The organism is Dyadobacter sp. (genome assembly GCF_017744695.1).
Classification (GTDB): Bacteria; Bacteroidota; Bacteroidia; order Cytophagales; family Spirosomataceae; genus Dyadobacter.
Genome location: NZ_JAGIAS010000007.1, coordinates 94,953 through 117,845 on the forward strand (window position 1 = coordinate 94,953; position 22,893 = coordinate 117,845).

At 49.5% G+C, this 22,893-nt stretch carries 22 protein-coding genes; 5 read left to right on the plus strand and 17 right to left on the minus strand.

Going from position 1 to position 22,893, the window contains the following annotated elements; all coding sequences use genetic code 11:
* Positions 1 to 38: 38 nt before the first annotated feature.
* Positions 39 to 812, minus strand: coding sequence for an alpha/beta fold hydrolase (locus tag J7619_RS23615; protein WP_291204557.1), 774 nt, complete (start codon positions 810 to 812; stop codon positions 39 to 41).
* A gap of 367 nt (positions 813 to 1,179) precedes the next feature.
* Here J7619_RS23615 and J7619_RS23620 point away from each other — a divergent pair, with 367 nt between their 5' ends.
* On the plus strand, positions 1,180 to 2,091 hold the full coding sequence (locus J7619_RS23620; RefSeq protein WP_291204560.1) for an alpha/beta hydrolase: 912 nt from the start codon (positions 1,180 to 1,182) through the stop codon (positions 2,089 to 2,091).
* Between the two features lie 28 nt (positions 2,092 to 2,119).
* On the opposite strand, the gene J7619_RS23625 is transcribed toward J7619_RS23620, so the two are convergent.
* The 7 genes from J7619_RS23625 to glpK form a co-directional block, all read right to left on the minus strand.
* On the minus strand, positions 2,120 to 3,265 hold the full coding sequence (locus J7619_RS23625; RefSeq protein WP_291204563.1) for a polysaccharide biosynthesis protein: 1,146 nt from the start codon (positions 3,263 to 3,265) through the stop codon (positions 2,120 to 2,122).
* 114 nt (positions 3,266 to 3,379) lie between these two features.
* Positions 3,380 to 4,774: an NADH-quinone oxidoreductase subunit N gene (locus tag J7619_RS23630; RefSeq protein ID WP_291204567.1), complete on the minus strand. Its 1,395-nt coding sequence runs from the start codon at positions 4,772 to 4,774 to the stop codon at positions 3,380 to 3,382.
* A 9-nt stretch (positions 4,775 to 4,783) separates the two neighbouring features.
* On the minus strand, positions 4,784 to 6,232 hold the full coding sequence (locus J7619_RS23635) for a NuoM family protein (RefSeq protein WP_291204570.1): 1,449 nt from the start codon (positions 6,230 to 6,232) through the stop codon (positions 4,784 to 4,786).
* Positions 6,233 to 6,286: 54 nt separating this feature from the next.
* Positions 6,287 to 8,206, minus strand: a complete 1,920-nt coding sequence (gene nuoL / locus J7619_RS23640; RefSeq protein WP_291204573.1) for an NADH-quinone oxidoreductase subunit L — start codon at positions 8,204 to 8,206, stop codon at positions 6,287 to 6,289.
* Positions 8,207 to 8,259: 53 nt separating this feature from the next.
* Complete coding sequence (gene nuoK / locus J7619_RS23645) at positions 8,260 to 8,595, minus strand: NADH-quinone oxidoreductase subunit NuoK (protein WP_176885077.1); 336 nt, start codon at positions 8,593 to 8,595, stop codon at positions 8,260 to 8,262.
* A gap of 120 nt (positions 8,596 to 8,715) precedes the next feature.
* On the minus strand, positions 8,716 to 9,525 hold the full coding sequence (locus J7619_RS23650; RefSeq protein WP_223406336.1) for a 3'-5' exonuclease: 810 nt from the start codon (positions 9,523 to 9,525) through the stop codon (positions 8,716 to 8,718).
* Between the two features lie 283 nt (positions 9,526 to 9,808).
* Positions 9,809 to 11,308: a glycerol kinase GlpK gene (gene glpK, locus J7619_RS23655; protein ID WP_291204582.1), complete on the minus strand. Its 1,500-nt coding sequence runs from the start codon at positions 11,306 to 11,308 to the stop codon at positions 9,809 to 9,811.
* A 165-nt stretch (positions 11,309 to 11,473) separates the two neighbouring features.
* Here glpK and pbpC point away from each other — a divergent pair, with 165 nt between their 5' ends.
* Positions 11,474 to 13,774 carry a penicillin-binding protein 1C gene (pbpC, locus tag J7619_RS23660; protein ID WP_291204585.1) on the plus strand — a complete coding sequence of 767 codons (2,301 nt, stop codon included), beginning with the start codon at positions 11,474 to 11,476 and terminating at the stop codon, positions 13,772 to 13,774.
* A 103-nt stretch (positions 13,775 to 13,877) separates the two neighbouring features.
* Here pbpC and J7619_RS23665 read toward each other — a convergent pair whose 3' ends face one another.
* From J7619_RS23665 to J7619_RS23685, 5 genes are read right to left on the minus strand one after another with little or no spacing between them, the layout of a single operon-like run.
* Entirely contained in the window at positions 13,878 to 14,912 is a 1,035-nt protein-coding gene (locus J7619_RS23665) for a M28 family peptidase (RefSeq protein WP_291204588.1), read from the minus strand.
* Positions 14,896 to 15,405, minus strand: coding sequence for a DUF192 domain-containing protein (locus tag J7619_RS23670; RefSeq protein WP_291204591.1), 510 nt, complete (start codon positions 15,403 to 15,405; stop codon positions 14,896 to 14,898). The genes J7619_RS23665 and J7619_RS23670 overlap by 17 nt, the downstream gene beginning before the upstream one ends.
* Positions 15,406 to 15,407: 2 nt before the next feature.
* Positions 15,408 to 16,910 (minus strand): cysteine--tRNA ligase, encoded by a 1,503-nt coding sequence (gene cysS, locus J7619_RS23675; RefSeq protein WP_291204594.1) that lies wholly within the window; start codon positions 16,908 to 16,910, stop codon positions 15,408 to 15,410.
* 24 nt (positions 16,911 to 16,934) lie between these two features.
* Positions 16,935 to 17,318, minus strand: coding sequence for a DUF5618 family protein (locus J7619_RS23680; protein WP_291204597.1), 384 nt, complete (start codon positions 17,316 to 17,318; stop codon positions 16,935 to 16,937).
* Positions 17,319 to 17,352: 34 nt separating this feature from the next.
* Complete coding sequence (locus J7619_RS23685) at positions 17,353 to 17,733, minus strand: DUF5618 family protein (RefSeq protein ID WP_291204600.1); 381 nt, start codon at positions 17,731 to 17,733, stop codon at positions 17,353 to 17,355.
* A 192-nt stretch (positions 17,734 to 17,925) separates the two neighbouring features.
* On the opposite strand from J7619_RS23685, the gene J7619_RS23690 reads away from it, so the two are divergent.
* Complete coding sequence (locus J7619_RS23690; RefSeq protein WP_291204604.1) at positions 17,926 to 18,843, plus strand: PfkB family carbohydrate kinase; 918 nt, start codon at positions 17,926 to 17,928, stop codon at positions 18,841 to 18,843.
* Positions 18,844 to 18,974: 131 nt separating this feature from the next.
* Complete coding sequence (locus J7619_RS23695; protein WP_291204607.1) at positions 18,975 to 19,790, plus strand: glycerophosphodiester phosphodiesterase family protein; 816 nt, start codon at positions 18,975 to 18,977, stop codon at positions 19,788 to 19,790.
* 4 nt (positions 19,791 to 19,794) lie between these two features.
* Here J7619_RS23695 and J7619_RS23700 read toward each other — a convergent pair whose 3' ends face one another.
* From J7619_RS23700 to kdsA, 4 genes are all read right to left on the minus strand, one after another.
* The gene (locus tag J7619_RS23700) at positions 19,795 to 20,340 is read right to left on the minus strand and encodes a DNA-3-methyladenine glycosylase I (protein ID WP_291204610.1); all 546 of its coding nucleotides are present in this window, start codon (positions 20,338 to 20,340) and stop codon (positions 19,795 to 19,797) included.
* A gap of 33 nt (positions 20,341 to 20,373) precedes the next feature.
* Positions 20,374 to 20,832, minus strand: a complete 459-nt coding sequence (locus J7619_RS23705; protein ID WP_291204613.1) for a GyrI-like domain-containing protein — start codon at positions 20,830 to 20,832, stop codon at positions 20,374 to 20,376.
* Positions 20,833 to 20,893: 61 nt separating this feature from the next.
* A complete protein-coding gene (locus J7619_RS23710) occupies positions 20,894 to 21,586 on the minus strand; it encodes a phosphatase PAP2 family protein (protein ID WP_291204616.1) in 693 nt (230 codons plus the stop codon).
* Positions 21,583 to 22,395, minus strand: a complete 813-nt coding sequence (gene kdsA / locus J7619_RS23715; RefSeq protein WP_291204618.1) for a 3-deoxy-8-phosphooctulonate synthase — start codon at positions 22,393 to 22,395, stop codon at positions 21,583 to 21,585. Before kdsA ends, J7619_RS23710 begins: the two co-directional genes overlap by 4 nt.
* Before the next feature lie 232 nt (positions 22,396 to 22,627).
* Between kdsA and J7619_RS23720 the strand changes: the two genes are divergently transcribed.
* Positions 22,628 to 22,864, plus strand: a complete 237-nt coding sequence (locus J7619_RS23720; RefSeq protein WP_015813362.1) for an acyl carrier protein — start codon at positions 22,628 to 22,630, stop codon at positions 22,862 to 22,864.
* Positions 22,865 to 22,893 lie beyond the last annotated feature (29 nt).

The window sequence follows — 22,893 nt, forward strand, 5'->3', positions numbered from 1 at the left end:
TATCGTAACAAAAGAAATTTTCCCGGAATTCCCGGGTTTTATGCCATCGGGACCGACACGTCTTTTTCCAGAAAGCTTTCCAGGATCAGGTTAAATTCGTGTGGATGCTCCATCATAGGGGCATGGCAGCATTTATCGATAAAGTACAATTCGGAATTGGCTATCAGGCGATTGAACTCATAACCTACATGCGGAGGTGTGATGGTATCGTTGAGGCCCCACACGAGCAGGGTCGGAACTGTAATCTGATGTAAATCCTTCGCGAGATTGTGCCGCTGGGCGGATTTCGCTATACCCACGATGCTCATGCATTTCGGAATGCTCGAAGTAGTTTCGAACACCTCGTCGATCAGCTCCTTGGTCGCCACTTCCGGATCGTAGAACGTGTAGGCTACGCGTTCCTTGATATAATCATAACTTCCACGTTTCGGGAACGAGCCGCCCATCGAGTTCTCGAACAGGCCCGAGCTGCCGGTCAACACCAGCCGCTGTACATTTTCCTGGTTTTTCAGGGTATAAAGCAAGCCGATGTGGCCACCCAGTGAGTTACCGATCGCCGTAACGTTGGTCAGGTTTTTAAACGAAACAAAGTCTTCGAGAAAGGCAAGTAATGCTTCCAAACCGGCTTCACGCGGAGGAAGCTCGTAGATGGGCAGCAATGGAATAACGACCCTGTAACGGTCGGAAAAATGATCAATAATACCATCCCAGTTACTTAATGCACCGAAAAGGCCATGCAAAAGCAGCAATGTTTCGCCCTTTCCCTCGTCGATAAACTGAAACCTGCCCTCTGCATGTACTGTATATTTCATTCTTTTGTGGATTTAAGACGATTTATAACTTATCAAAGAAACTAGTGCATGATTAGGATACTCTACAAAACTAGTTATTTTTTTGATTGTTCAATGGGACAAAGTAACAAACGCGTTTCGAATTTCTTGTAAATATTATATTAATATTAAAAGAATTAGTCGAATAACACAGAATGGTGCAATTCTGTTCGCTCCACTCCGGAGGTTTTTCCATGCACGTTGCACAGGTAAATTTTGTCAGAACAAGTCTTAACCCATTGTTTACCGCGCACAAGTCGTGGCGGAGGGTTCTGCTGGGCCGGGCGGTCAACAGTGTAACCGAAATTTAGGTAGAAATTATATTTAATAGGAATTAGAAAAAAATTAAATGATAAAAATATCCAGCCTCCTGGCCATTGCAGGGCTCATTCAGCTATTGGCCACGCCGCTCAGAGCCCAAACCGAAATAGCACTTTACCCGGGCCGTGTCCCCAACGCCGTTGAAGCGGAAAACCAGGAAACCAACGAGAAGGGGTACGTCAAGAATGTTTCGAAACCTACACTTACTGCATTCCTTCCGCCGGCTGGTACCGGCAATGGCGCGGCAGTGATTGTCTGCCCCGGCGGAGGATACGGTGGCCTGGTGATCGAAAGGGAAGGTTACCGAGTTGCCAGGGAGTTGAACAAGGCGGGAATCGCGGCATTCGTGCTGAAATACCGCCTACCGAGTGACCGGATTATGAAGGATAAGACAATAGGCCCATTGCAGGACGCGCAGCAGGCCATCAAAACAGTGCGTGAAAAGGCAAAGGAATGGCAAGTCGATCCGGGGAAGATCGGTATAATGGGTTTTTCAGCCGGCGGGCATCTCGCTTCCACGGCTGGTACGCATTACGATAGCAGTTTTGTCGACAATCCTCAAAAGACAAGCCTTCGGCCGGATTTTATGATATTGGTTTACCCGGTGATCAGTTTCGACGGTAAAATCGGGCACAAGGGCTCGTCGGCTAACCTGCTCGGCGCCGCGCCTTCTCCTGAACGCGTCAATTACTTCTCCAACGATTTACAGGTCACGGCTTCCACGCCGCCCGCATACCTTACGCATGCGGGCGACGATACGGTGGTGCCGGTGTCGAACAGTATTCGCTTTTACGAAGCCTTGAATGCAAAAGGGGGTCCTGCCGATATGCATATTTACTCCCAGGGACAGCATGGTTACCCAAAAACGCCGTCGTTCGAGGAGTGGTTTGGTCGTTGCCTGCATTGGATGCGTACCAGCGGTTTCATTCCTGCAAAATGAATAAACATCGGCGGTCAGCCGTCGGCTGTCAGAGTAGGCCACCCACATGCAAGTTATCCAACTTTGCATAAGGCGAATTGGCACTGACATACTCGGGTATCATCATTTTGAGTGCCCCTACCATTTCCTCGGCCCGACCTGAATCCAGCGCTTTTTGCAATACCGACATGGCATAGCGCATGCATTGCGCTCCGGTGTCGACAAAACGGGCTGTTCTGAGCTCTCCGACGGTTGTTGTTTGCATTCCATCCGGTTCCAGGTCTTCGCTTAGCTTTTCGCCCGGTCTTAGTCCGGTGAAAAGGATCTGAATATCCCTTCCCGCTTCGACCCCCGCAAGCCGGATCATTTTTCGCGCGACGTCTGCGATACGTACCGGCTTACCCATATCAAATGATAGTATTTCGCCTCCGTCGCTTACCGCAGTGGCTTGTAGCACGAGCTGGCACGCTTCGGTGACGGTCATCAGGTACCGGTGTGCAAGCGGATCTGTGACCGTAACCGGCCCGCCATCACGGATTTGCTGTGCGAACCGGATCAGGAACGAGCCATTCGAGCCTAGCACATTTCCGAACCGTGTAATGATGAACCGCGTCTGCCCGGGATATTCGCGGCTTAGATATTGGAGGTACATCTCGGCGAAGCGCTTCGTGGCACCCATAACACTGGCAGGTCTGACGGCCTTATCGGTGGAGATATAAATGAATTTCCGGACCCGGTAAGAAACGGCGAGGTCAGCGAGGATTTCGGTACCGAGTATATTGGTTTTGATCGCCTCGTAAGGATGCCGCTCCATCAACGGCACGTGTTTGTAGGCTGCTGCGTGAAATACGACGTGAATGTTATGCTGCGAAAATAACCCGGCCATACGTAAGGCATCGGTAATGCTCGCTACCTCGGTGGAAATGTCGGTTCGCGGAAATTGCTGTTGGAGCCGGTATTCGAGTTCGAATAATGCGGTTTCGGCTTGATCCACCAATATTACCTTCGCGGGCGCGGAGGCGCATACCTGCGAGGCTAGTTCGCTGCCGATCGTTCCGGCGGCGCCGGTGATGAGAACAATGCGGCCGCGGATTTCCCGCGCGGCATTTCGCATATCGAGAACGATAGGAGCACGGTCGAGCAGGTCTTCCGGCCTGAATGTGAAATGGGGATAGGTGTGTTGTGGTGTTTGCATCCGGATATCGTTTTTGAATTACAGATACCCTTGATACGCTCGCTTTCGAATTTGGTAACGAAAAAAGAGCCGTAGGGTATACGGCTCTTTTCGTAAGGTAATATTGACAAGTTCTTAAATCAGCTTTTCGAAGATACCCGGCGCCAGACCGAACAGGATCGTCAGGAATGTAGCCAACACCAGGATGATCTGGTAAAATGGCGCGACGCGGATTTTAACGGTATCCCCTTCTTTGAAATAGGAAGAGATGATCACGCGAAAATAGTAGTAAATACCGACTGTCGACATCAGAACGGCGATGACGGTGATCCACATGATGCCACGCTCTGCGGCGCTGGTAAAAATGAAGAATTTACCCCAGAACCCTGCTGTGAGCGGGATTCCTGCGAGCGAAAGCATCGCTACCGCCAATACGAAAGCCAGCAACGGGTTTTGCCTTGCCAAACCATTGAATGCTTCGTAGCGCTCGTTGGGCTGCCCTTCGATCGTTTTCTCCTTAGAAACGAGCATCAGCACACCAAATGCAGCGATAGTCGATAAAGAGTAGGCAAGTGAGTAAAAGATAATGGCGTTTTGAGTTGGTTTACTCAGGGCCGTCAGCGCGATCAGCAGATAACCTGCATGCGAGATACCCGAGTAGGCGAGCATTCTTTTAAAGCTGTTCTGGCTGGTAGCTCCGATGTTGCCTACAAGCAGCGTGAGTACGGCGATGACCGCGATCACAATCCACCAGAAATTGTAAATAGCAAATGAATGATTCAACAGGCGGAAGAGGGCTGCAAACCCTGCGGTTTTCACGATGGTCGACATGAAGGTCGTGAAGATCGTCGGCGCTCCTTCGTAAACGTCAGGTGTCCAGAAGTGGAACGGTGCCGCCGACACTTTGAAAAGCATACCGATCAGCAGCAGCAGTAAACCCGCATAGAAAATGTAGGATTGCGAAGCGGCAGACATGTTCGAGGCGAAACCCTGGATAGCAACAAGCTGGAAAGAGCCCGTAGCTCCGTAAAGCAACGTCATCCCGAATAGCATAAAGCCGGTCGCGAATGCACCCATCAGGAAGTATTTCAAAGCGGCCTCATTCGAGCGCAGGTTACGTTTGTTGCTGCCCGTGAGCACATACATGGCCACGGAAAGGATTTCCACACCGATGAAGAGCATGATCAGGTGATCGAAACCGATCATCATAATCGCTCCCACGAGCGAGAAAAGCATCAGTCCATAATATTCAGCCGGCTCGGCGTCCGCATTGTCCTGAAACCCGCCCGAAATGGCCACGATCATGAACGCCGAAATCAGTACGATCCCGTTGAACGCGAGCGTCAGGTTATCGACGCGCAGCATGTCGTAGAAGTACAGGAAGGGCCCTTTTCCCCAGTCGACAAAGTTGCTTCCCAGTGCAATTGCGAGGAAAAGCAGGGTAGAAGGCAGGAGGATGTTCTTGGATTTCGAAAAGCCCAGAAAAAGCGTTAACACTCCAAAAACCGACAACAATATAATGGGATACATATTCTTAACTTAGTTATTGACCAGTTGCAACAGTTGGTTTACAGCAGGCTCTGTTATTTTCAGGAATGTGCTTGGATAAATACCGATCCAGAATACCATGATCACCAATGGCAGCAGTACTGCGCGCTCGCTGGCAGTCAGGTCCTGGAAGCCTTCCACCCATTTCGATTTCGGTCCGAACATGGATTTCTGGAAAAGACGGAGCATGTATACCGACCCTAGAATGATCGTCAGACCGGCCACGGCACCCAGCCAGCCTTTGTATTGGAATACACTTGAAAGCAACAGGAATTCACCTACAAAACCGTTGGTGAGGGGCAATGCCACGCTACCGAGCAGCAACACCATGAAGTATACGCTCAAATGCGGCGTGCTTTGGGTAATGCCCCCGAGTTGGTCGAGGTAGCGGGTTTTGGTTCTTGAATAAATAATGTCGACGATGAAGAAAAGTCCGATCACGTTGATACCGTGTGCCAGCATCTGAATCAATGCGCCCTGCAAGCCATTCAGTGAAGAAGAGAACACGCCGGCGGCCATTAATCCTACGTGCGCGAAGGACGAGTAGGCGATGAGCGTTTTCATATCACTCTGCTGGATCGCGATGATAGAACCGTAAATGATACCGATCACCGACAGGATCATCGCCAGGAAGCCCCATTGCTCCATGCCCATCGGTACGATCGGAAGCAACAGGCGGATCAGACCATAAACCCCCATTTTAAGCATAATACCCGACAAAAGCATTGTTGCCGCGGTAGGCGACTCGGTGTAGGTGTCAGGTTGCCAGGTATGGAAAGGGAACAGCGGCATTTTAATCGCAAATGCAATGAAGAATGCCCAGAACACATAGCCTTGCGCCGCAGGGCTCAGTTGCAATTGGTAGAATGCTGCTATTTCAGAAGTATGCGTGCCCGGCGTTTGGTAATAAAGGTAAACCAGCGCCACGAACATGAACAAGCTTCCGAAGATCGTGTAAATGAAAAACTTGAAGGTAACCCTGATCCGGTTTTCTCCGCCCCAGATCGCCGCAAGGAAATAAACGGGGATCAATGCGGCTTCAAAGAACAGGTAGAAAAGAAACGCATCGGTAGCCGTGAAAACGCCGATCAGCGCTGCTTCCATGAACAGGATGAGCGAATAGAATGCCGCGGGGTTTTTGTACTCGTTTTTAAATGCCGAAAGAATGATCAATGGCGTCAGGAATGTGGTCAGGAGCACGAGCAGCAAACTGATACCGTCGATACCGGCAGCAAATGAAATGCCTCCGGACGCTACCCAGGCATATTTAAACCCGAATTGAGAGCCCGCCGCAGGGTCGAATTGCAGCCAGGTGAAAACAGCGACGCCCAATGATGCGAGGCCGCCAACCAGCGCGAGCTGCTTCGCCATGCGTTCGCCGGCCAGGAGGGTGATAACGCCTGCCGCTATCGGTAAAAGTATTAAAAGAAGAGTAAGCATATTTTCAAGTCGACGGTCCGAAACTAATGAGAAACGGATTTATGAATGATCGGATCAGAGTAACAGCTTCCAGAATAATATGACCACAATGCCGATCACCATCGCGAACACATATTCGCCGGTGGAGCCGGTTTGTGTTTTTCTTAACAGTTTGGCACCCAGGGACACGAGTTTTACGAATGCATCGATAATCAGGTCGATGAAGATCTCGCCGAAGCTGTACAGGATGTTGGACAGTGTTTTAATCGGTTTCACAAATACTGCATCATACAGCTCGTCGACATAGTATTTGTTATAAATCGCACGCTGCAAGCCTGATTTTTCTTCTGAATCCGGGGCGGGTACAGCGCCTTTTTGTACATACATGACATAAGCAGCAATCGCGGAAATCAGTGCCGCTGCTACCGAAATGGCCATCAGCATATATTCTTCTGAATGGGAAAGCGAGGTATGTTCAAATGCGGCCGGGTTAGCCGTTTTGGCCAGATCATACAACGGACTCATGAACTGGGCCAGCTGGTGCGAGCCGTGCAATGCTTCGGGAACGCCGATGAAACCGCCCACAGCTGAAAGAATAGCAAGGATGATCAGGGGTACTGTCATCGAGGCAGGTGATTCGTGCAAATGGTGCTCCTGCTCGTGCGTACCGCGGAATGCACCGAAGAATGTCAGGAACAACAGGCGGAACATATAGAAGGACGTCATGATCGAACCCAACACACCGATTACCCACAATGCTTTGTTGTGTTCAAAAACGTGCGCAAGGATTTCATCTTTGGAGAAGAAACCTGCAAATGGCGGGATACCTGAAATCGCGATCGTGGCGATGAGGAAAGTCAGGAACGTAACAGGCAATTTCTTGCGAAGACCACCCATTGAACGGATATCCTGCTCGTCGGACATGGCGTGGATCACGCTACCTGCCCCGAGGAAGAGCAACGCTTTGAAGAATGCGTGGGTAATAACATGGAACATTGATGCCGAGTAGGCCATCGCACCCAGACCCATGAACATATAACCCAGCTGACTCACCGTAGAGTAGGCTAGTACTTTCTTGATATCGTTTTGTAAAAGGCCGATAGAAGCGGCAAACAAGGCGGTAGCACCACCGATAATACCCACGATTTCGAGTGTAGACGGTGCCAGAGAATAGAGCACGTTGGAGCGGATCACCATGTAAATACCCGCGGTAACCATCGTAGCCGCGTGGATGAGCGCGGATACGGGCGTAGGACCGGCCATCGCATCGGGTAGCCAGGTATACAACGGAATCTGTGCCGATTTACCCATTGCGCCTACAAACAGGAACAATGTAATGGTAATGATCACCGGATCGCCTACCTGGAAGCCTTGCGCGGCTTTGGCAAATACTTCCGAATATTCCACTGAACCGAATGTGGCGATGATTGTAAAGATACCCAAAAGGAACCCGAGGTCACCCACGCGGTTCATAATGAATGCCTTACGGGCGGCATTGTTATAGTTGGTATTCTTGTTCCAGAAACCGATCAGCAGGTACGAACAAAGTCCCACACCTTCCCAGCCGATGAACATGATCACGTAGTTGGACCCCAGCACCAGCAGGAGCATGAAGAACAAAAACAGGTTCAGGTAAGCGAAAAACTTGCCGAAACCCGAATCGTGGTGCATGTAGCCGATCGAATAAATGTGGATCAGCGAGCCTACTCCGGTGATGATCATCAGCATTAGCAATGAAAGCTGATCCACCTGGAATGAGAATGGAATATGCAGGTCGCCAACGGAAATCCAGTCGAAAAGCGGCACGATGAAAGGCTGGCTGCCCGCCGCTACAAATGCATTGAAGGTCATGACCGACAACACAAAGCTGGCCACAACCGCCAACGTTCCGATGATGCCCACTGCGCCTTTGGGAATACTGGGAAATCCGATTCCGTTGATCAGAAAGCCGGCGAGCGGCAGCAGCGGAATCAGGATGAGTAATGATGCAGACATGTCTATTTTTTAATCTTTAATCTCTTGATTGTGTACCGGTTACGCGCCGATAATTACCATTTTAGCTTGTTCAGGAACCCGATGTCCGTATTTCTGGTGTTGCGGTAAATCATTACGATGATCGCAAGCCCGACGGCCACTTCGGCGGCGGCTACGGCCATAATGAAGAATACGAAAACCTGTGCGGAAGGATCGGACCGGTAGGAAGAGAATGCGATCAGCAGCAGGTTGGCGGCGTTCAGCATCAATTCAATCGACATAAATATGATAATGGCGTTCCTGCGTGTAAGTACGCCGATGATGCCGATCACAAATAGCAGGGTTGCAAGAATTAGATAGCTTTGAAGTGGGATATGTTGAATAACCGCTGGTATGTTAACCTCTGGCATGGTGGGGTTTGGGATCATAGCAGGTTTACCTAATGGGATATCCGGTTAAAATAGTCAAAAATAGATTTCAGGCAAAAATAGACATAATTACTACTTACTCAAACCTGAGGTAAGATTATGTCAACGTTGGGTTAATCCCCTTAATTTAATCTCCGTCAATTTGCGTTTGGTGTCGAGCGGAAACTCGCCTTTCATCATCCAGTCGAAGAACGACGGTTCGTTTTTCAGGATGTCGGTCACGCGCTTGCCATTGTGCTTGCCAAAGTTGAACACTTCCTCGCCTTTGTCGTTGAATACCATCCGCCCCGCGAAGTCCACGATTTTGGAGGCCGTCAACTCATGGAGCGCCGCCACATCGTTTTTCACCGGCTCGGTTACCTTACCGTGTGAATCGGTGATCGTAACGCCCTGATATTTTTCGATTTGTCCCTGTAAAACTTCGAAGGTCGCGATGGTATCGGCTTCGGCGCTGTGCGCGTTGTCGAGCGTTTTGCCACAATAAAATTTGTAGGCGGCCCCCAGATTACGTGGCTCCATCATGTGGTAAATGCGCTGGACATCCACCATGCGGCGGTTCTTGATATCGAAATCCACGCCTACACGAAGGAACTCCTCCACGAGCATCGGAATGTCGAAACGGTTGCTGTTAAAGCCCGCCAGGTCGCATCCTTCGAGGAACGACGCCAGGTTTTTGGCAATGCTCTTAAATGTGGGGGCATCCTTTACATCCTCGTCGTAAATGCCATGTATAAGGCTGCTTTCCAGCGGAATAGGCATTTCAGGATTGATCCTCCGCGTGCGGATCTCGGTTTCGCCATTCACCAATGCTTTTACAACGGAAATCTCTACAATGCGGTCGCGGACAATATTTACTCCTGTTGTCTCAAGATCAAAAAAAGCAAGGGGCTTTTTGAGATGGAGGGTATGCATGGGTTACTGAGGTTGATTTGGCACCGCGAAGTTAAGGTGAACCGCGTGACGGCACAAGGAATGGGCTTGTTTATAAAGATTATAAAAAAGGCATTTGTAGTCGGGAGTGGTCAGGAGTAGTCATTAATAGTCAGGTGTAGTCTTGATTTGTCAAGTGTGGTCAAGAGAGGAGAAACTTTGTTTTCCAACTCCGAACTACACCTGACTATTAATGACTATTCCTGACTGCAATTCACAATTCTTGACTACAAATGACCACACCTGACAATAACGAAACACGTCGCTAATCAATCCAGTCGTACGACTTGGTAACCGCCTTCTTCCAACCCTTATAGTACGCATCCCGCTTTTCGGCTTGCATGTCGGGGTTCCAGGTGTGGGCGATGGCCCAGTTTTTCTTCAAATCTTCGGTGCTTTTCCAGTATCCGACGGCTAGTCCGGCGGCGTAAGCAGCGCCTAATGCGGTGGTTTCGGCCACGGCTGGCGACACAACTTGTGTATTCAGAATATCCGACTGAAACTGCATCAGCAGCTGGTTATGCACCATGCCACCATCGACCCGGAGTGACGCGAGTTCAATACCAGAGTCTTGTTCCATGGCTTTTACCACATCAACCGTCTGATAGGCAGTGGCTTCGAGCACGGCGCGGGCAATGTGGCCCTTGTTCACATAGCGTGTAAGACCCGCGATCACGCCGCGGGCGTCGTTACGCCAGTAGGGGGCATACAAGCCCGAGAATGCAGGTACAAAATAGGCTCCGCCATTGTCTTCGACGGTTTGGGCCAATGGCTCGATGTCGCTGCTATTCTGGATCAATCCAAGGTTGTCGCGCAGCCATTGCACCAGCGCGCCGGTGACGGCCACGCTTCCTTCCAATGCGTATTGCACAGGTTGGTCGCCAAATTTGTATGAAATCGTGGTTAGCAGGCCATTTTCGGAAGTTTTTAACTCGGTGCCCGTGTTCATTACAAGGAAGCAGCCGGTGCCATAGGTGTTTTTGGCCATGCCGGGTTCGAAGCAGGTTTGGCCTACCAATGCGGCATGCTGGTCGCCCAGGTCACCAGCGACGGGCACGCCCGGGAGCACTTCGTGGGTGGCATAGCCGTATATTTCGCTGCTGCTTTTAATGGCGGGGAGCATAATTTCGGGGATATTGTAAGCGGCCAGCATCGATTTGTCCCATTGCAGTGTCCGCAAGTTCATCAGTTGCGTGCGACTGGCATTGGTAACGTCTGTCACGTGAATGCCGCCTTGCGTGCCGCCGGTAAGGTGCCAGATCAGAAATGTATCCATGTTTCCGAAAATCGCCTCGCCTTTTTCGGCGTCCTCGCGAATGCCCTCTACGTTTTCAAGCAGCCATTTCAATTTCAAACCACTGAAATAGGTAGAAACCGGCAGGCCGGTAATCTCACGGAACTGGTTAAGACCACCTTCCTTTTCGTATTTCGCGACGAGATCGGTGGTGCGGGTATCTTGCCACACCAATGCATTGTAATAGGGTTTGCCGGTGCGCTTGTTCCAGACGACGGTCGTTTCGCGCTGGTTGGTAATGCCCACGGCCGCAATATCCGAAGCGTGTGCCGACACGTGAATGCGCGCCAAAGCGATCACTTCCAGGGTATTTTTCCAGATTTCGGTCGGGTTATGTTCCACCCAACCCGGCTTCGGGTAAATCTGCTCGTGTTCTTTTTGTCCTACCGAAACGATATTCCCCTGATGGTTGAAAAGTATGCAGCGTGTGCTGGTAGTACCCTGGTCAATGGCGGCAATGTATTTGGACATAATGGTATTATGATTGATTTTATTTGTAGTAAAGCAAGTAAATAGGGAAAATTAACCGATCAGGACAAATGCGCAGGCAATTTTATTGAACGGAAGACCGTAAAACCGTTCGTCGGCGTTGGCTGTATTATATTGCGGCATAATCGGGTTACAGCACATCCTCCCATGAAAAACAGCAAGGTCAGAAAAGGGTTATTGGCAGTGATTGGCCTCGTACTCCTGTTTTTTGTATTCGACCTGATCTTTCCTTTTAAACCCGAAATCCGGTATGCGACGCAAATTACCGACCAGAAAGGAAGGGTAATCCATGCATTTTTAAGTAAGGAGGATAAATGGCGGCTCTATTCGAATGTGAATGAGATCACGCCGCTGCTTCGGAAAACGCTCATTTATAAGGAAGACCAATATTTTTACTACCACCCTGGCGTAAACCCGTTTGCGGTTGTGCGGGCGGCTGTTAAAAATACGTTTTCGGGGAGAAGGACCTCCGGAGCGTCCACGATTACCATGCAGGTGGTGAGGCTAATGGACTCGCGGCCACGGACCTATTTGAATAAAGTAATTGAAATGTGGCATGCGTTTCAGCTGGAAATGCATTATTCCAAAGAAGAGATCCTTCAATTCTATGTAAACCTGGTGCCTTATGGCGGCAACATTGAAGGTATCAAGGCCGCTTCGCTGCTTTACTTCGGCAAAGCGCCACAACTTTTAAGCCTCGCAGAAATTACCGCGCTCACAATCGTACCCAACCGCCCGTCGGGCCTGCGCCCGGGGACGCGCAACGACGCATTGCGCGAGGCACGGAACAGCTGGCTGAGACGGTTTCAGGAAGATGACTTATTTCCAAAAACCGTTATTCAGGACGCATTGGACGAGCCTTTGAATATCCGCCGCCTCCAAACCCCGCGCCTGGCCCCACACCTTTCGATCCGTTTGCGGCAACAATATCCCGACGAGCCGGTGATCCGCACAAACCTCAATATGCAAGCGCAAAGCCAGATCGAGGAACAGGTGAGGAATTATATTAACCGCCGGCAACTCATGAATATCCACAATGCGGCAGTGCTGGTGGTGAATAATGAAACTATGGAAGTGGAGGCTTACGTCGGCTCTGCCGACTTCAATAACCCGTTCGACGGAGGGCAGGTGGATGGGGTGAGGGCCGTGCGCTCTCCGGGAAGTACTTTGAAGCCACTGCTATATGCCACGGCATTCGACGCAGGTATTATCACGCCGAAATCGGTTTTGAATGATGTTCCGGGGAATTTCAATGGATATGAGCCTGAAAACTTCGATAAGCATTTCAATGGGGCGGTTACTACTGAGTTTGCATTAGCCAATTCGCTGAATATCCCGGCGGTGAAGGTTTTGAAAGACATTGGAACCCCCGCATTGATCGCCAAACTTCGAAAAGCGGGTTTTAAAACAGTGGACAAGCAGGCGAAGGACCTGGGCCTTTCGATGATATTGGGTGGCTGCGGAGTCACCTTGGAAGAGTTGACAAGGCTTTTTGCAGCATTTGCCAATGAAGGAAAATTGCGGAACCTGCGACTGAGCGGAGGCGATGTTTTGGATAAAAAAGGAACGTCGATATTGTCCGAGGATGCGACATTCCTTACCACCGGCATTCTCACGCAGATCACTCGCCCCGACTTGCCCACTAATTTTGACAATACCTATCATTTACCTCGCATTGCCTGGAAAACCGGTACTTCTTATGGTAAAAGGGACGCATGGAGCATTGGGTATAACCGCCGGTACACGGTGGGGGTTTGGGTCGGGAATTTTTCCGGCGAAGGCGTGCCCGAGCTGAGCGGCGCCAACACTGCTACGCCGCTACTGTTTTCAATCTTCAACACATTGGATTACAACTCACCGAAAGGCTGGTACAAATCACCGGCCAACATCTCGCTTCGGAATGTATGCCCTGTGAGTGGCGACATTCCTTCGGATTTTTGCGATCACCAGGTGCCGGACCAATACATTGTCGGCGTTTCGGCTTACCGCAAATGCCAGCATATGCGCTGGGTGTTTACCGATGCGGCCGGGAAAATGTCGTATTGCACCTATTGCCTTCCTGAAAAAGGGTTTGAGAAAAGGGCTTATCCCAATCTCGCGCCTGAACTGATTGCGTTCTATGAATTGCAAAAATTACCCTATCAGAAAATTCCGCCCCATAATCCACAATGCGAGCGGGTTTTTCACGAAGGAGCGCCATTGATTGTAAGTCCCAACGATGGAAGTGAATACTACATCCGCAAGGACGAACCCCAGCAGATTCAGCTGGCTTGTCAGGCTGCCAATGATGTTCAGGAGGTTTATTGGTATGTCAATGATAAGTTATACCAAAAATCGCCGCCGCAGGAAAGTGTCTTTCTGAGCCCGCCGCTCGGGCGCGTCAAGGTTTCTTGCAGCGATGATAAAGGGAGGAATTCGGATGTCTGGATTGTTGTGAAGCGGATGTGAAACTGTCAGGTATTGTCAGGTGTAGTCAAGAATTGTCAAGTATAGTCAGGTGCGGTCAAGTTTTGTTATTTAAATCGACAATTCTTGACTATACCTGACCACATTACAACGGCTGATCCTGCGCTTCCTGATACAATACCTGAACGAGCGTCTGGCCGACGGCTTTTAACGTTTTCGGATCGATGTTTTCCATCGTGTCGTGTGCAGTGTGCCACTGGTCGAAGAACGTCTTATTCATATTGTTCGGACGGGTGTGGATGATGTCGATCATCGGGATATGCCCCACCTGATTTACAGGAACATGGTCGTCGGTAATGCCAGGGCCGGCTTCGTCGATGAAATAGTTGCTGTAACCAAGGCGGCTGGCTGTTGCCCAAACCTGACGTACGACATCGCTGGCGAGCTGCAAGGAATAAGCTTCTTTAAAGAATGTGGCCCCTTTGGCGCCCGCCATATCCAGGAGAATTCCAAAATACGCGGTGTAGTTGGGGATATGCTTGTTGGCCGCCCAGTATTGTGAGCCAAGGCAGAAACCTCCATGCTCCATCTTGGTCTGCTCCGACTCGGAACTACCCCAATCTTCCAGGTCGAAGAAGATGATATCGACTCCGATCTCCGGCTTGGTAGACTGAGCCGATAGCGTACGGGCTACTTCCAGCAGGATTCCCACGCCACTTGCGCCGTCGTTCGCGGCCAGCACCGGTTTGTTTTTCACTACGGAATCCTGGTCTGAAAAAGGGCGCGAATCCCAGTGGGCCGCCAGGAGAATTCGTTTGGCAGCGGCCGGATTGAGCGAGCCGATGATATTGCGGCCGTTGAGAATTTTTCCGTCGAAAGTAGTGTCTTTGAAGGTCTGTTCGGTTACCTGCAAGCCGTATTGCTTCAAAGTCGCTACAAGGTAATCACCACAAGCTTTGTGTTGCGACGTACCAGGCACACGTGGGCCGAAATCTACTTGCTTTTGTACAAACTGATAAGCGCTGTCGGCATTGAAATCCGCGCTTTTGACGAGCGTTGGAGGCGCCTGTTCGGCTGTTTGCTCGGAATTGGTGTTGCTGTTGCAGCCGTACGTACCGATAATGATCGCTAATGCGATGGGTAGGCGCTTAAAAAACGGGCTGTTAGAAAGAAATGACATCTCCTGATTGAATATTGTTTTGCTTGGTAAAACCCGCATTGACTTCCACCACATATTGCACCAGACCATACGTTGGAATGCTTTCTTCCGAATATGGCTGTGTGTTTTGCGCGATGGAGACGATTTTTTTATCCGGACCTACATATATAATGTCCAGCGGAATGGATGTGTTCTTCATCCAAAAGGAATGGTCGCCAGGCTGTTCGAAAATGAAGAGCATACCCACCGAATCGGGCAGGTAGGAGCGAAACATCAGGCCCTTGTTCCGTTCGGCTTCGTTTTCGGCGATCTCAACCTCGATTTTTTTGAAAGGCTGGCCTTTTTTCAGGAAAGTCACCTCGCCTTCCTTGTTGAAAACCGGTGTCGGTATTGCCGGGGCATGCATTTCGGAAGGGGTGCTTTCGTTGGAAAACGAGGCTACGAAATACGCCACGCCGCCTAATAAAAACACACCCAGTAAGATAAATGCAAAAACCGACTGCCGCTTTTTCATGATTATTCCTCGTAAGCCCAGTCGATCCTAGTCTTGGTATCGCGGATCACCAGCCCCTGATTTTTGAAGTAAGAACGGATTTCGTCGACTTTTTCGTAGTTCTGCGACAGTTTAAATTCCCGGTACAGTTTCAGCATGCCGTCGAGGATTGCGTGGCCTTCGGCGAGTTCTTCTTTCAGGCCCAGCACGTCTTCAAAGAATACAACGAACTGCTCTTTCAGCGAAATAAACACCGCCTCACCCAAAGCTGCGGATTTCAATTGCCCCGTATTCAACATGTTGATGTATTTCAACATATTAAAAAGGTTGGCGAATGCTACGGCAGTGTTGAGGTCGTCGTTCATGGCATTGTAAAAACCTTCGATCGATTTTTCGATATCGGCTTTTTTCGCCTCGTCCGCATTTACGCCGTCCTCGTGCGTGTACGTGAGCATTTTCGCGATGCGCAGACCATTGGCGAGTTTTTTATAACCCTTTTGAGCCGCTTTCAATGCATCGTTCGAAAAATCGAGCGTACTGCGGTACTGGCTTTGCAGCATGAAGAAACGAACGGTCATCGGACTGTAAGCCTGATCGAGCAACTCGTGGTTTCCCGAAAACAGCTCCGACGGCAGGAACGAGTTACCGAGCGACTTCGACATTTTCTGGCCGTTGACGGTCAGCATGTTGGTATGCATCCAGTACCGGACAGGCTCTTCGTCGGTTAGCGATTTGCCTTGTGCGATCTCGCATTCGTGGTGAGGGAATTTAAGGTCCATTCCACCGCCGTGAATATCGAATTGTTTGCCTAAATATTTGGCACTCATGCAGGTACACTCCAAATGCCAGCCGGGGAAGCCTTTGCCCCAAGGTGATTCCCATTGCATAATGTGCTCCGGATTGGCCTTTTTCCACAATGCGAAATCAAGTGGATTGCGTTTTTCGGCCTGGCCGTCGAGTTCGCGCGTTTCGTTTAGCAGATCCTCGATAATGCGGCCTGATAATTTACCATATTCATTACCACCCGCCTGGTATTTGTTGATATCAAAATAAACCGAGCCATTGGATTCGTACGCAACCCCTTTGTCGATCAGCGTCTGCACCGCCTCGATCTGTTCGATCAAGTGGCCGGTTGCAGTAGGTTCAATACTAGGAGAAAGGAGGTTGAATATAGCGGTAACTTCATGAAAATCATTCGTATATCGCTGTACGATCTCCATCGGTTCGAGTTTTTGCAGCTTGGCCATCTTCCCGATTTTGTCCTCGCCGGCATCGCCGTCACCCACAAGGTGGCCTACGTCGGTAATGTTGCGGACATAACGCACTTTATAACCAATGTGCGTCAGATAACGGAACAGAATGTCGAATGACAGGAACGTGCGGATGTTACCCAAATGCACATTGTTGTAGACCGTCGGCCCGCACACATACATGCCGACATAGGGAGGGGCAATGGGAACGAAAACATCCTTTTTACGGGTAAGCGTATTGAATATTTTAAGTGGCTGGAACGTTTGTGCGGTCATTTATATGTTGTACTTTCTTGATTACTAGTTTTTCTTTTCGAGCCGGGTCTCGACCCAGTCGATGATTTTTTCGGCTTTTCTCAAACCTACCGAGGCAGTTTCAGAACTTTTAATGCCTTGGTACCCCATGTGAATGTGGAGGATTTCATAAGCTTCGTTAAAATTAGAAAGAAGAGACTTGTCGATCCGACTCAATGTGTGTTGGTACCATTCAACGCTTTTAGGCGTCTTTTTACTTTTCTCTCCTAAAAATTCATTCAGCGCCAACAGCACCCCGGTGTATGCTGCGTGGCCAGCGATTTTGACATATTTTCTGTCCTGATAAAGCCCATCCTGTTTCTTTGCATTGTTGCTGAGAAAGTCCTTTGCATTGTCAATGTGTCTTCTTGCTTCTGAGATTGCTTCCATGCTAGTATGTGTTTAGTATGTTGTATTTTCTTGGCTATTTGTTTTTCTTTTCGAGCCGCGTTTCGACCCAATGGACAATTCTATCTGCGTCCTGCAATGCTATATTTGCCGTCTTTGCTGTTGGATCACCGTCATAGCCCATGCCAATATGCAAATGGTGATACACATTCGAAAAACTGGATAGCACTCGTTTGTCAATAGCACTTAGTTCTTTCTGGTACCATTCGACGCTTTTGCGCGAACCCTTCTCCGGAAGCACCGCATCAAGCGCTATCAAGACGCCGCTGTAAGCCGTGTGTCCAGCGATCTTCACGTATTTTGTATCCTGGTACACGCCATTTTCCTTTCTGGCATTGTCTTTGAGAAATCCTCTTGCGTTGTCGATGTACCTTTTAGCTTCGGTAATTACTTCCATGATAGTATGTGATTTAATTGATAGAGAATTTTACTTCAGACAAAAATAGCAAATAACCCAAGATTGATTTGTAGGTATAAGCGAGAATGAGCAGGCGGCGAGAGGGTATTCGGCCGTTTTGTTTATCTTCGCAGCGTTTTTGCATTTAAAATCCAGTTTGAAACTAACTTAAAATCAATACAGTAATCACTTATGAGTTTACTTACCGTAGGATCTGTTGCATTCGATGCGCTCGAAACCCCGTTTGGAAAAACAGACAAAATTATCGGTGGTGCAGCCACTTACATCACACTAGCTGCTTCCTATTTTACCCAGCAAAATAACCTCGTTGCGGTTGTAGGCGGCGATTTCCCAAAAGAAATGATCGGCCTGCTCGAAGAACACGGCGTAGATACCAAAGGTTTGGAAATCGTGCAGGATGGCAAGACATTCTTCTGGTCGGGTAAGTACCATGAAGATATGAACACTCGCGACACGCTGATTACGGAGCTGAATGTGATGGAGCATTTCGATCCGATCATTCCGGATTCCTACCAGGGTACTGAGTTCCTGATGCTGGGAAACACGGTGCCTGCCACCCAGAAACTGGTGATCGAGCGCCTGGCGAAACGCCCGAAACTGATCATGCTCGATACGATGAACCTGTGGATGAACATCGCGCTGGACGATTTGAAATCCGTTCTCAAACTGGTTGATCTGCTTACGATCAATGACGAAGAGGCCCGTTTGCTTTCAGGTGAATACTCATTGCGTAAAGCAGCCAAGAAAATCATGGCTATGGGCCCGAAAACGCTGATCATCAAGAAAGGCGAGCACGGCGCGTTGTTGTTCCAGGAAGATCGCATTTTCTTCGCGCCTGCATTGCCATTGGAAGAAGTTTTCGATCCAACCGGTGCAGGTGACTCATTTGCAGGCGGTTTTATCGGCTACCTCGCCGCTACCAACGACGTTTCTTTTGAAAACATGAAACGTGCGATCATTTATGGTTCGGCGATGGCTTCTTTCTGCGTCGAGAAATTCGGTACCGAGCGTCTCGTGAACCTTTCAAAAGAAGAAATCAATGCCCGCGTTCAGGAATTTGTGAAACTGGCGAGCTTCGAAATACAATAAAAGTTTAAAGTTCAGAGTAAATGAGTCTATAAGTTGGAACCACATTTCTGCTTGTAGGCTCATTTTTTTAACCGGCCCATTAGCCTGTTTGACCCAAAAAGCTGTAACCCCGCTGATAACCTGAAATTCCGATGAAATTGTTTGTTCACAAAGTCTGCTCCCTCATTGCCAGCGCCGCGTTCATTACACCCGCCTTTGCGCAGGATCACGCACACCCGGCACTACCGCATTCCAAACATAAGACCGTTGTGATCGCGCACAGGGGCAACCATGTGAACGCGCCCGAGAATACGCTCGCGTCCACGCGGGAAGCCATTAATTGCGGTGCCGATTACGTGGAGGTCGATTTAAGAACCACCAAAGATGGCCATCTCATAGCGCTGCATGACGCGAAAGTAGACCGGACGACCAACGGCATGGGTAAAGTCGCCGATATGACCTGGCAGGAAGTGGAAGAATTGCAGGTTTTTAACCGCAATAAGAAGACCCACCGCATTCCCGAATTCAAAGAGCTGCTCGCACTTTGCAAAGGCAAAATCAATATTTACCTCGATTTCAAAGACGCGGATGTGGCTGAAACCTGGAAACAGATTAAAGCTGCCGGAATGGAGCACCAGGTGGTGGTCTATTTAAACAAGGAAGAACAGTACAAACAATGGAAAGAAGTGGCGCCAGAGGTACCGCTGATGACGAGCCTTCCCAAGGAGGTCACTACCAAAGAACAACTTTCGGCGTTTCTCCATCAGATGGATATTCAGGTCGTCGACAACCTCACTACCCCAGAGCTACTCAAAGCCGCGCACGAGCTGGGTATTTCCGTATGGCTCGATGTGCAAAGTCCTACGGAAGGCCCTGCGTCCTGGAACGAGGCATTGCATAAAGGGGTGCAGGGGCTGCAAACCGACAAGCCGGCGGAGCTAGTAGATTACGTTAAAAGCCATTCGTGAGCATTCACGGCCGCCGCTGCGGTGCCTTCGTGGCATGAAATATCGGGCAATCCGCATCATGTGCACCGGGCAGATATCCTGTACTCATCAGGAATTCATTGACAATCTCGCCTCCGGTAAATTTGAAGGTTTTCTTAAACAGCTTGACCCATTGTTCCTTTGTTAATGGGTGATGCGCATCGATCCAGCCTTTGAATGATCCGTATTCCTTTTTCAATGCAAGGATTTTCTGTGCATTCACAATGGCCGCATTCACTTTTAACCGGTTCCGGACAATGCCGGGATCGGCCAATAGGCGCTCCCGGTCGGTTTCGTCGTAGGCGGCCACTTTCTCGATTGAAAAGTTATCATAAGCAGCCCGGAAACTGTCTTGCTTGCGGAGCATGAGTGTCCAGCTGAGGCCTGCCTGATTGATTTCCAGCAAAAGCCGCCCGAAAAGCTCGTTGTCGTCGTCGATCGGGAAGCCGTACTGGTTATCGTGGTAATGTTTGTGGAGCAGGTAGTCAGCCTGCTCCGAGGGGTTGTTGATGATGTAAGTGCAATATGACATCGCGTTGATGGTTGAGGGCTTGTGCTTTAAAAGCTATTTCAAAATGCCGACCTGGACCTCGGTGATATTCCGTTCGGGGTTTTCGAAATCCATATTCAGATAAATTTCCCGGCTTTGCCCCGACATGATGAGCTTCTGCGACATGATCTCACCGAACAGCGAACCGTAGATATTGATGAGCCCATCCCAGTTTCCATAAAGCGTTTCGCCGATGCATTCGAATGTTTCAAGCTGCTTTAACTGGTAAAGAGAATCAATAGCGTGTGACGGTGGTGTGACCGGCAATGCGATCGTCAATGTAAAAACTGTATCGGGGCGTCCGTCGGCACCTTCATAGACCCAGTATACGGGGCCGGTGATTTCGAGGTCGTTGCGGATAGCATCCTGATACAGTTTCCGGGCCTCAACACGCACAAACCGGAGAATTTCCTGGAATGAGGTACGTGTTTCGAAACACAGAACGTGGATAGGCTGAATCGTTTTAGTTTGCATGGCTAACAGATGTTTGTACAAAAGACAAACATCCGAGTGACAACCCTATGTCAGCAGTACTTCAATTTTTTTCATCGTGTCGGCGGGCCTTCATTCTCCGCACCTGCTGTTGCATCCACGGGTAGCTGATATACACAATCTTCGTGGCGCCGATGCCTATGCCTGCGCCCATCAGTACGTCAGCAAGCCAGTGGTGATTGCCCAGCACGCGCATGGCGCCTACGGTAGTCGCCGTGCCGTAGCCGCCGATACTATATAATATGCTGCGCTGGCTATATTCCTCGTGCAGTATCGTCGCATTCGTGAATGCCGTTGTCGCATGGCCGGAGGGAAAAGAATGGTTGTCTTCCTCGTTGGGGCGCGGATATTTTACAATGCGCTTCAGGCTCTGCGTAACGCCCTGGGCGATCACATTGGAAAGTATGGCCAGGATGACCTGATCGCCCAGCTTATGTTTCCCTTTCACTCCGGCAGATGCCAGTCCGAGGCTGACTACACCAGGTACATAAGGCAGATATTCGTCCACTTTGGTCCGGTAATTGGGATAATTGGAAACCACTCGCTCCTGCAAATGCCGACTGATTTTGCCTTGAACAATGAGGCTCGCAAGGCCAAGCGTAACAGGCGGAATCACGTCTCCGGCCGTTACTTTCCAAAGTTTGGTGGAATCCTGCTGGGCAAATGCCGCTTGCGGGAGAATTTGAATGCAAAGAAAAAGGCATATTAAATATGCCTTTATAGTTGTTGGGATCATAAAACAGCTTCTCTCACGCGTACAAGTCTTTCCAGCAGCCCTTCTAGCTGATCGAGCGGGAGCATGTTGGCGCCGTCGGATTTCGCTTCGGAAGGGTTGAAATGAGTTTCGATAAAAAGACCGTCGGCACCTACGGCAATGGCGGCCTTGGCGATCGTTTCGATCAGTTTGGGCTTACCGCCGGTTACGCCGGAGGTCTGGTTGGGCTGTTGCAATGAATGCGTGCAGTCCATGACCACGGGCACACCGAAAGCAGCCATCTCAGGCAGGTTACGGTAGTCTACTACCAGATCGCCATAGCCGAAGCTGTTGCCGCGGTCGGTAAGGATTACCTGTGCGTCGGGATTTACTTCGTTAATTTTCTCGGCAGCGAATTTCATGGACGCGCCTGAAAGGAACTGGCCCTTTTTCACATTGACAGCCTTCCCTGTGCGCGCGGCGGCCGCGAGCAATTCCGTCTGGCGGCAAAGGAATGCAGGGATTTGCAGCACATCCACATACTCGGCGGCGAATGCGGCCTCGTGTGATTCGTGGATGTCGGTAACAGTAGGAATGCCGAATGTCTGACTTACTTCCTGCAAGATTTTCAACGCTTTTTCATCGCCGATCCCGGTAAAGGAATCGATTTTAGTTCGGTTGGCTTTGCGGTAAGAGCCTTTGAAAATATACGGAATGCGAAGGCGGTCGGTAACTGTCACAATATGTTCGGCGATTCGGAGCGCCATATCCCTTCCTTCGATGGCACAGGGGCCGGCCATGAGGAAAAAGTTGGTCGAATCGGTATTTTTCAACTTGGGTATCGAGATCATACTGGTGTTGGTATAGATATTGATAAATGTTTCGCGAATGTACGGCTATCCGCAATGTTCTCTTTGCACTCGGCCGATTTCTTGAAACAGAACCCTTATAATCGGCTGATTTCCTGCTTTTTTTTATTTTAAACACGGATTGTGCAATAAAATGCCGTGTTTAAAAAATTTTTGAAAAAGTGAACTGAAATATCTTTCTTTGTGGCGATTTTAACCAAAAAGTGATTATAAAATGTCAGCAATTGCAGAAAGAGTTAAGCAAATTATCGTCGAAAAACTCGGCGTAGAAGAGTCGGAGGTTACACCGGAAGCAAACTTCCAGAACGACTTGGGAGCGGACTCTCTAGACACCGTTGAGTTGATTATGGAATTCGAAAAAGAATTCAATCTTTCTATCCCTGACGATCAGGCAGAGAACATCGGTACAGTTGGTCAGGCTGTTGCATATCTGGAAGAAAACGTGAAGTAATCCGGTTTTTACCAGTACAATCTTCTATT

What these genes read in the sequence shown, in the direction of transcription:
- pbpC (WP_291204585.1), top strand. Translation starts at nt 11,474, where the DNA reads ATGAAAAACAGCAAGGTCAGAAAAGGGTTATTGGCAGTGATTGGCCTC.
- J7619_RS23615 (WP_291204557.1), bottom strand. Translation starts at nt 812, where the DNA reads ATGAAATATACAGTACATGCAGAGGGCAGGTTTCAGTTTATCGACGAG.
- J7619_RS23630 (WP_291204567.1), bottom strand. Translation starts at nt 4,774, where the DNA reads ATGTATCCCATTATATTGTTGTCGGTTTTTGGAGTGTTAACGCTTTTT.
- J7619_RS23710 (WP_291204616.1), bottom strand. Translation starts at nt 21,586, where the DNA reads ATGATCCCAACAACTATAAAGGCATATTTAATATGCCTTTTTCTTTGC.
- J7619_RS23635 (WP_291204570.1), bottom strand. Translation starts at nt 6,232, where the DNA reads ATGCTTACTCTTCTTTTAATACTTTTACCGATAGCGGCAGGCGTTATC.
- J7619_RS23720 (WP_015813362.1), top strand. Translation starts at nt 22,628, where the DNA reads ATGTCAGCAATTGCAGAAAGAGTTAAGCAAATTATCGTCGAAAAACTC.
- J7619_RS23690 (WP_291204604.1), top strand. Translation starts at nt 17,926, where the DNA reads ATGAGTTTACTTACCGTAGGATCTGTTGCATTCGATGCGCTCGAAACC.
- J7619_RS23695 (WP_291204607.1), top strand. Translation starts at nt 18,975, where the DNA reads ATGAAATTGTTTGTTCACAAAGTCTGCTCCCTCATTGCCAGCGCCGCG.
- J7619_RS23670 (WP_291204591.1), bottom strand. Translation starts at nt 15,405, where the DNA reads ATGAAAAAGCGGCAGTCGGTTTTTGCATTTATCTTACTGGGTGTGTTT.
- J7619_RS23650 (WP_223406336.1), bottom strand. Translation starts at nt 9,525, where the DNA reads ATGCATACCCTCCATCTCAAAAAGCCCCTTGCTTTTTTTGATCTTGAG.
- cysS (WP_291204594.1), bottom strand. Translation starts at nt 16,910, where the DNA reads ATGACCGCACAAACGTTCCAGCCACTTAAAATATTCAATACGCTTACC.
- nuoL (WP_291204573.1), bottom strand. Translation starts at nt 8,206, where the DNA reads ATGTCTGCATCATTACTCATCCTGATTCCGCTGCTGCCGCTCGCCGGC.
- J7619_RS23700 (WP_291204610.1), bottom strand. Translation starts at nt 20,340, where the DNA reads ATGTCATATTGCACTTACATCATCAACAACCCCTCGGAGCAGGCTGAC.
- nuoK (WP_176885077.1), bottom strand. Translation starts at nt 8,595, where the DNA reads ATGCCAGAGGTTAACATACCAGCGGTTATTCAACATATCCCACTTCAA.
- glpK (WP_291204582.1), bottom strand. Translation starts at nt 11,308, where the DNA reads ATGTCCAAATACATTGCCGCCATTGACCAGGGTACTACCAGCACACGC.
- J7619_RS23705 (WP_291204613.1), bottom strand. Translation starts at nt 20,832, where the DNA reads ATGCAAACTAAAACGATTCAGCCTATCCACGTTCTGTGTTTCGAAACA.
- J7619_RS23680 (WP_291204597.1), bottom strand. Translation starts at nt 17,318, where the DNA reads ATGGAAGCAATCTCAGAAGCAAGAAGACACATTGACAATGCAAAGGAC.
- J7619_RS23685 (WP_291204600.1), bottom strand. Translation starts at nt 17,733, where the DNA reads ATGGAAGTAATTACCGAAGCTAAAAGGTACATCGACAACGCAAGAGGA.
- kdsA (WP_291204618.1), bottom strand. Translation starts at nt 22,395, where the DNA reads ATGATCTCGATACCCAAGTTGAAAAATACCGATTCGACCAACTTTTTC.
- J7619_RS23625 (WP_291204563.1), bottom strand. Translation starts at nt 3,265, where the DNA reads ATGCAAACACCACAACACACCTATCCCCATTTCACATTCAGGCCGGAA.
- J7619_RS23620 (WP_291204560.1), top strand. Translation starts at nt 1,180, where the DNA reads ATGATAAAAATATCCAGCCTCCTGGCCATTGCAGGGCTCATTCAGCTA.
- J7619_RS23665 (WP_291204588.1), bottom strand. Translation starts at nt 14,912, where the DNA reads ATGTCATTTCTTTCTAACAGCCCGTTTTTTAAGCGCCTACCCATCGCA.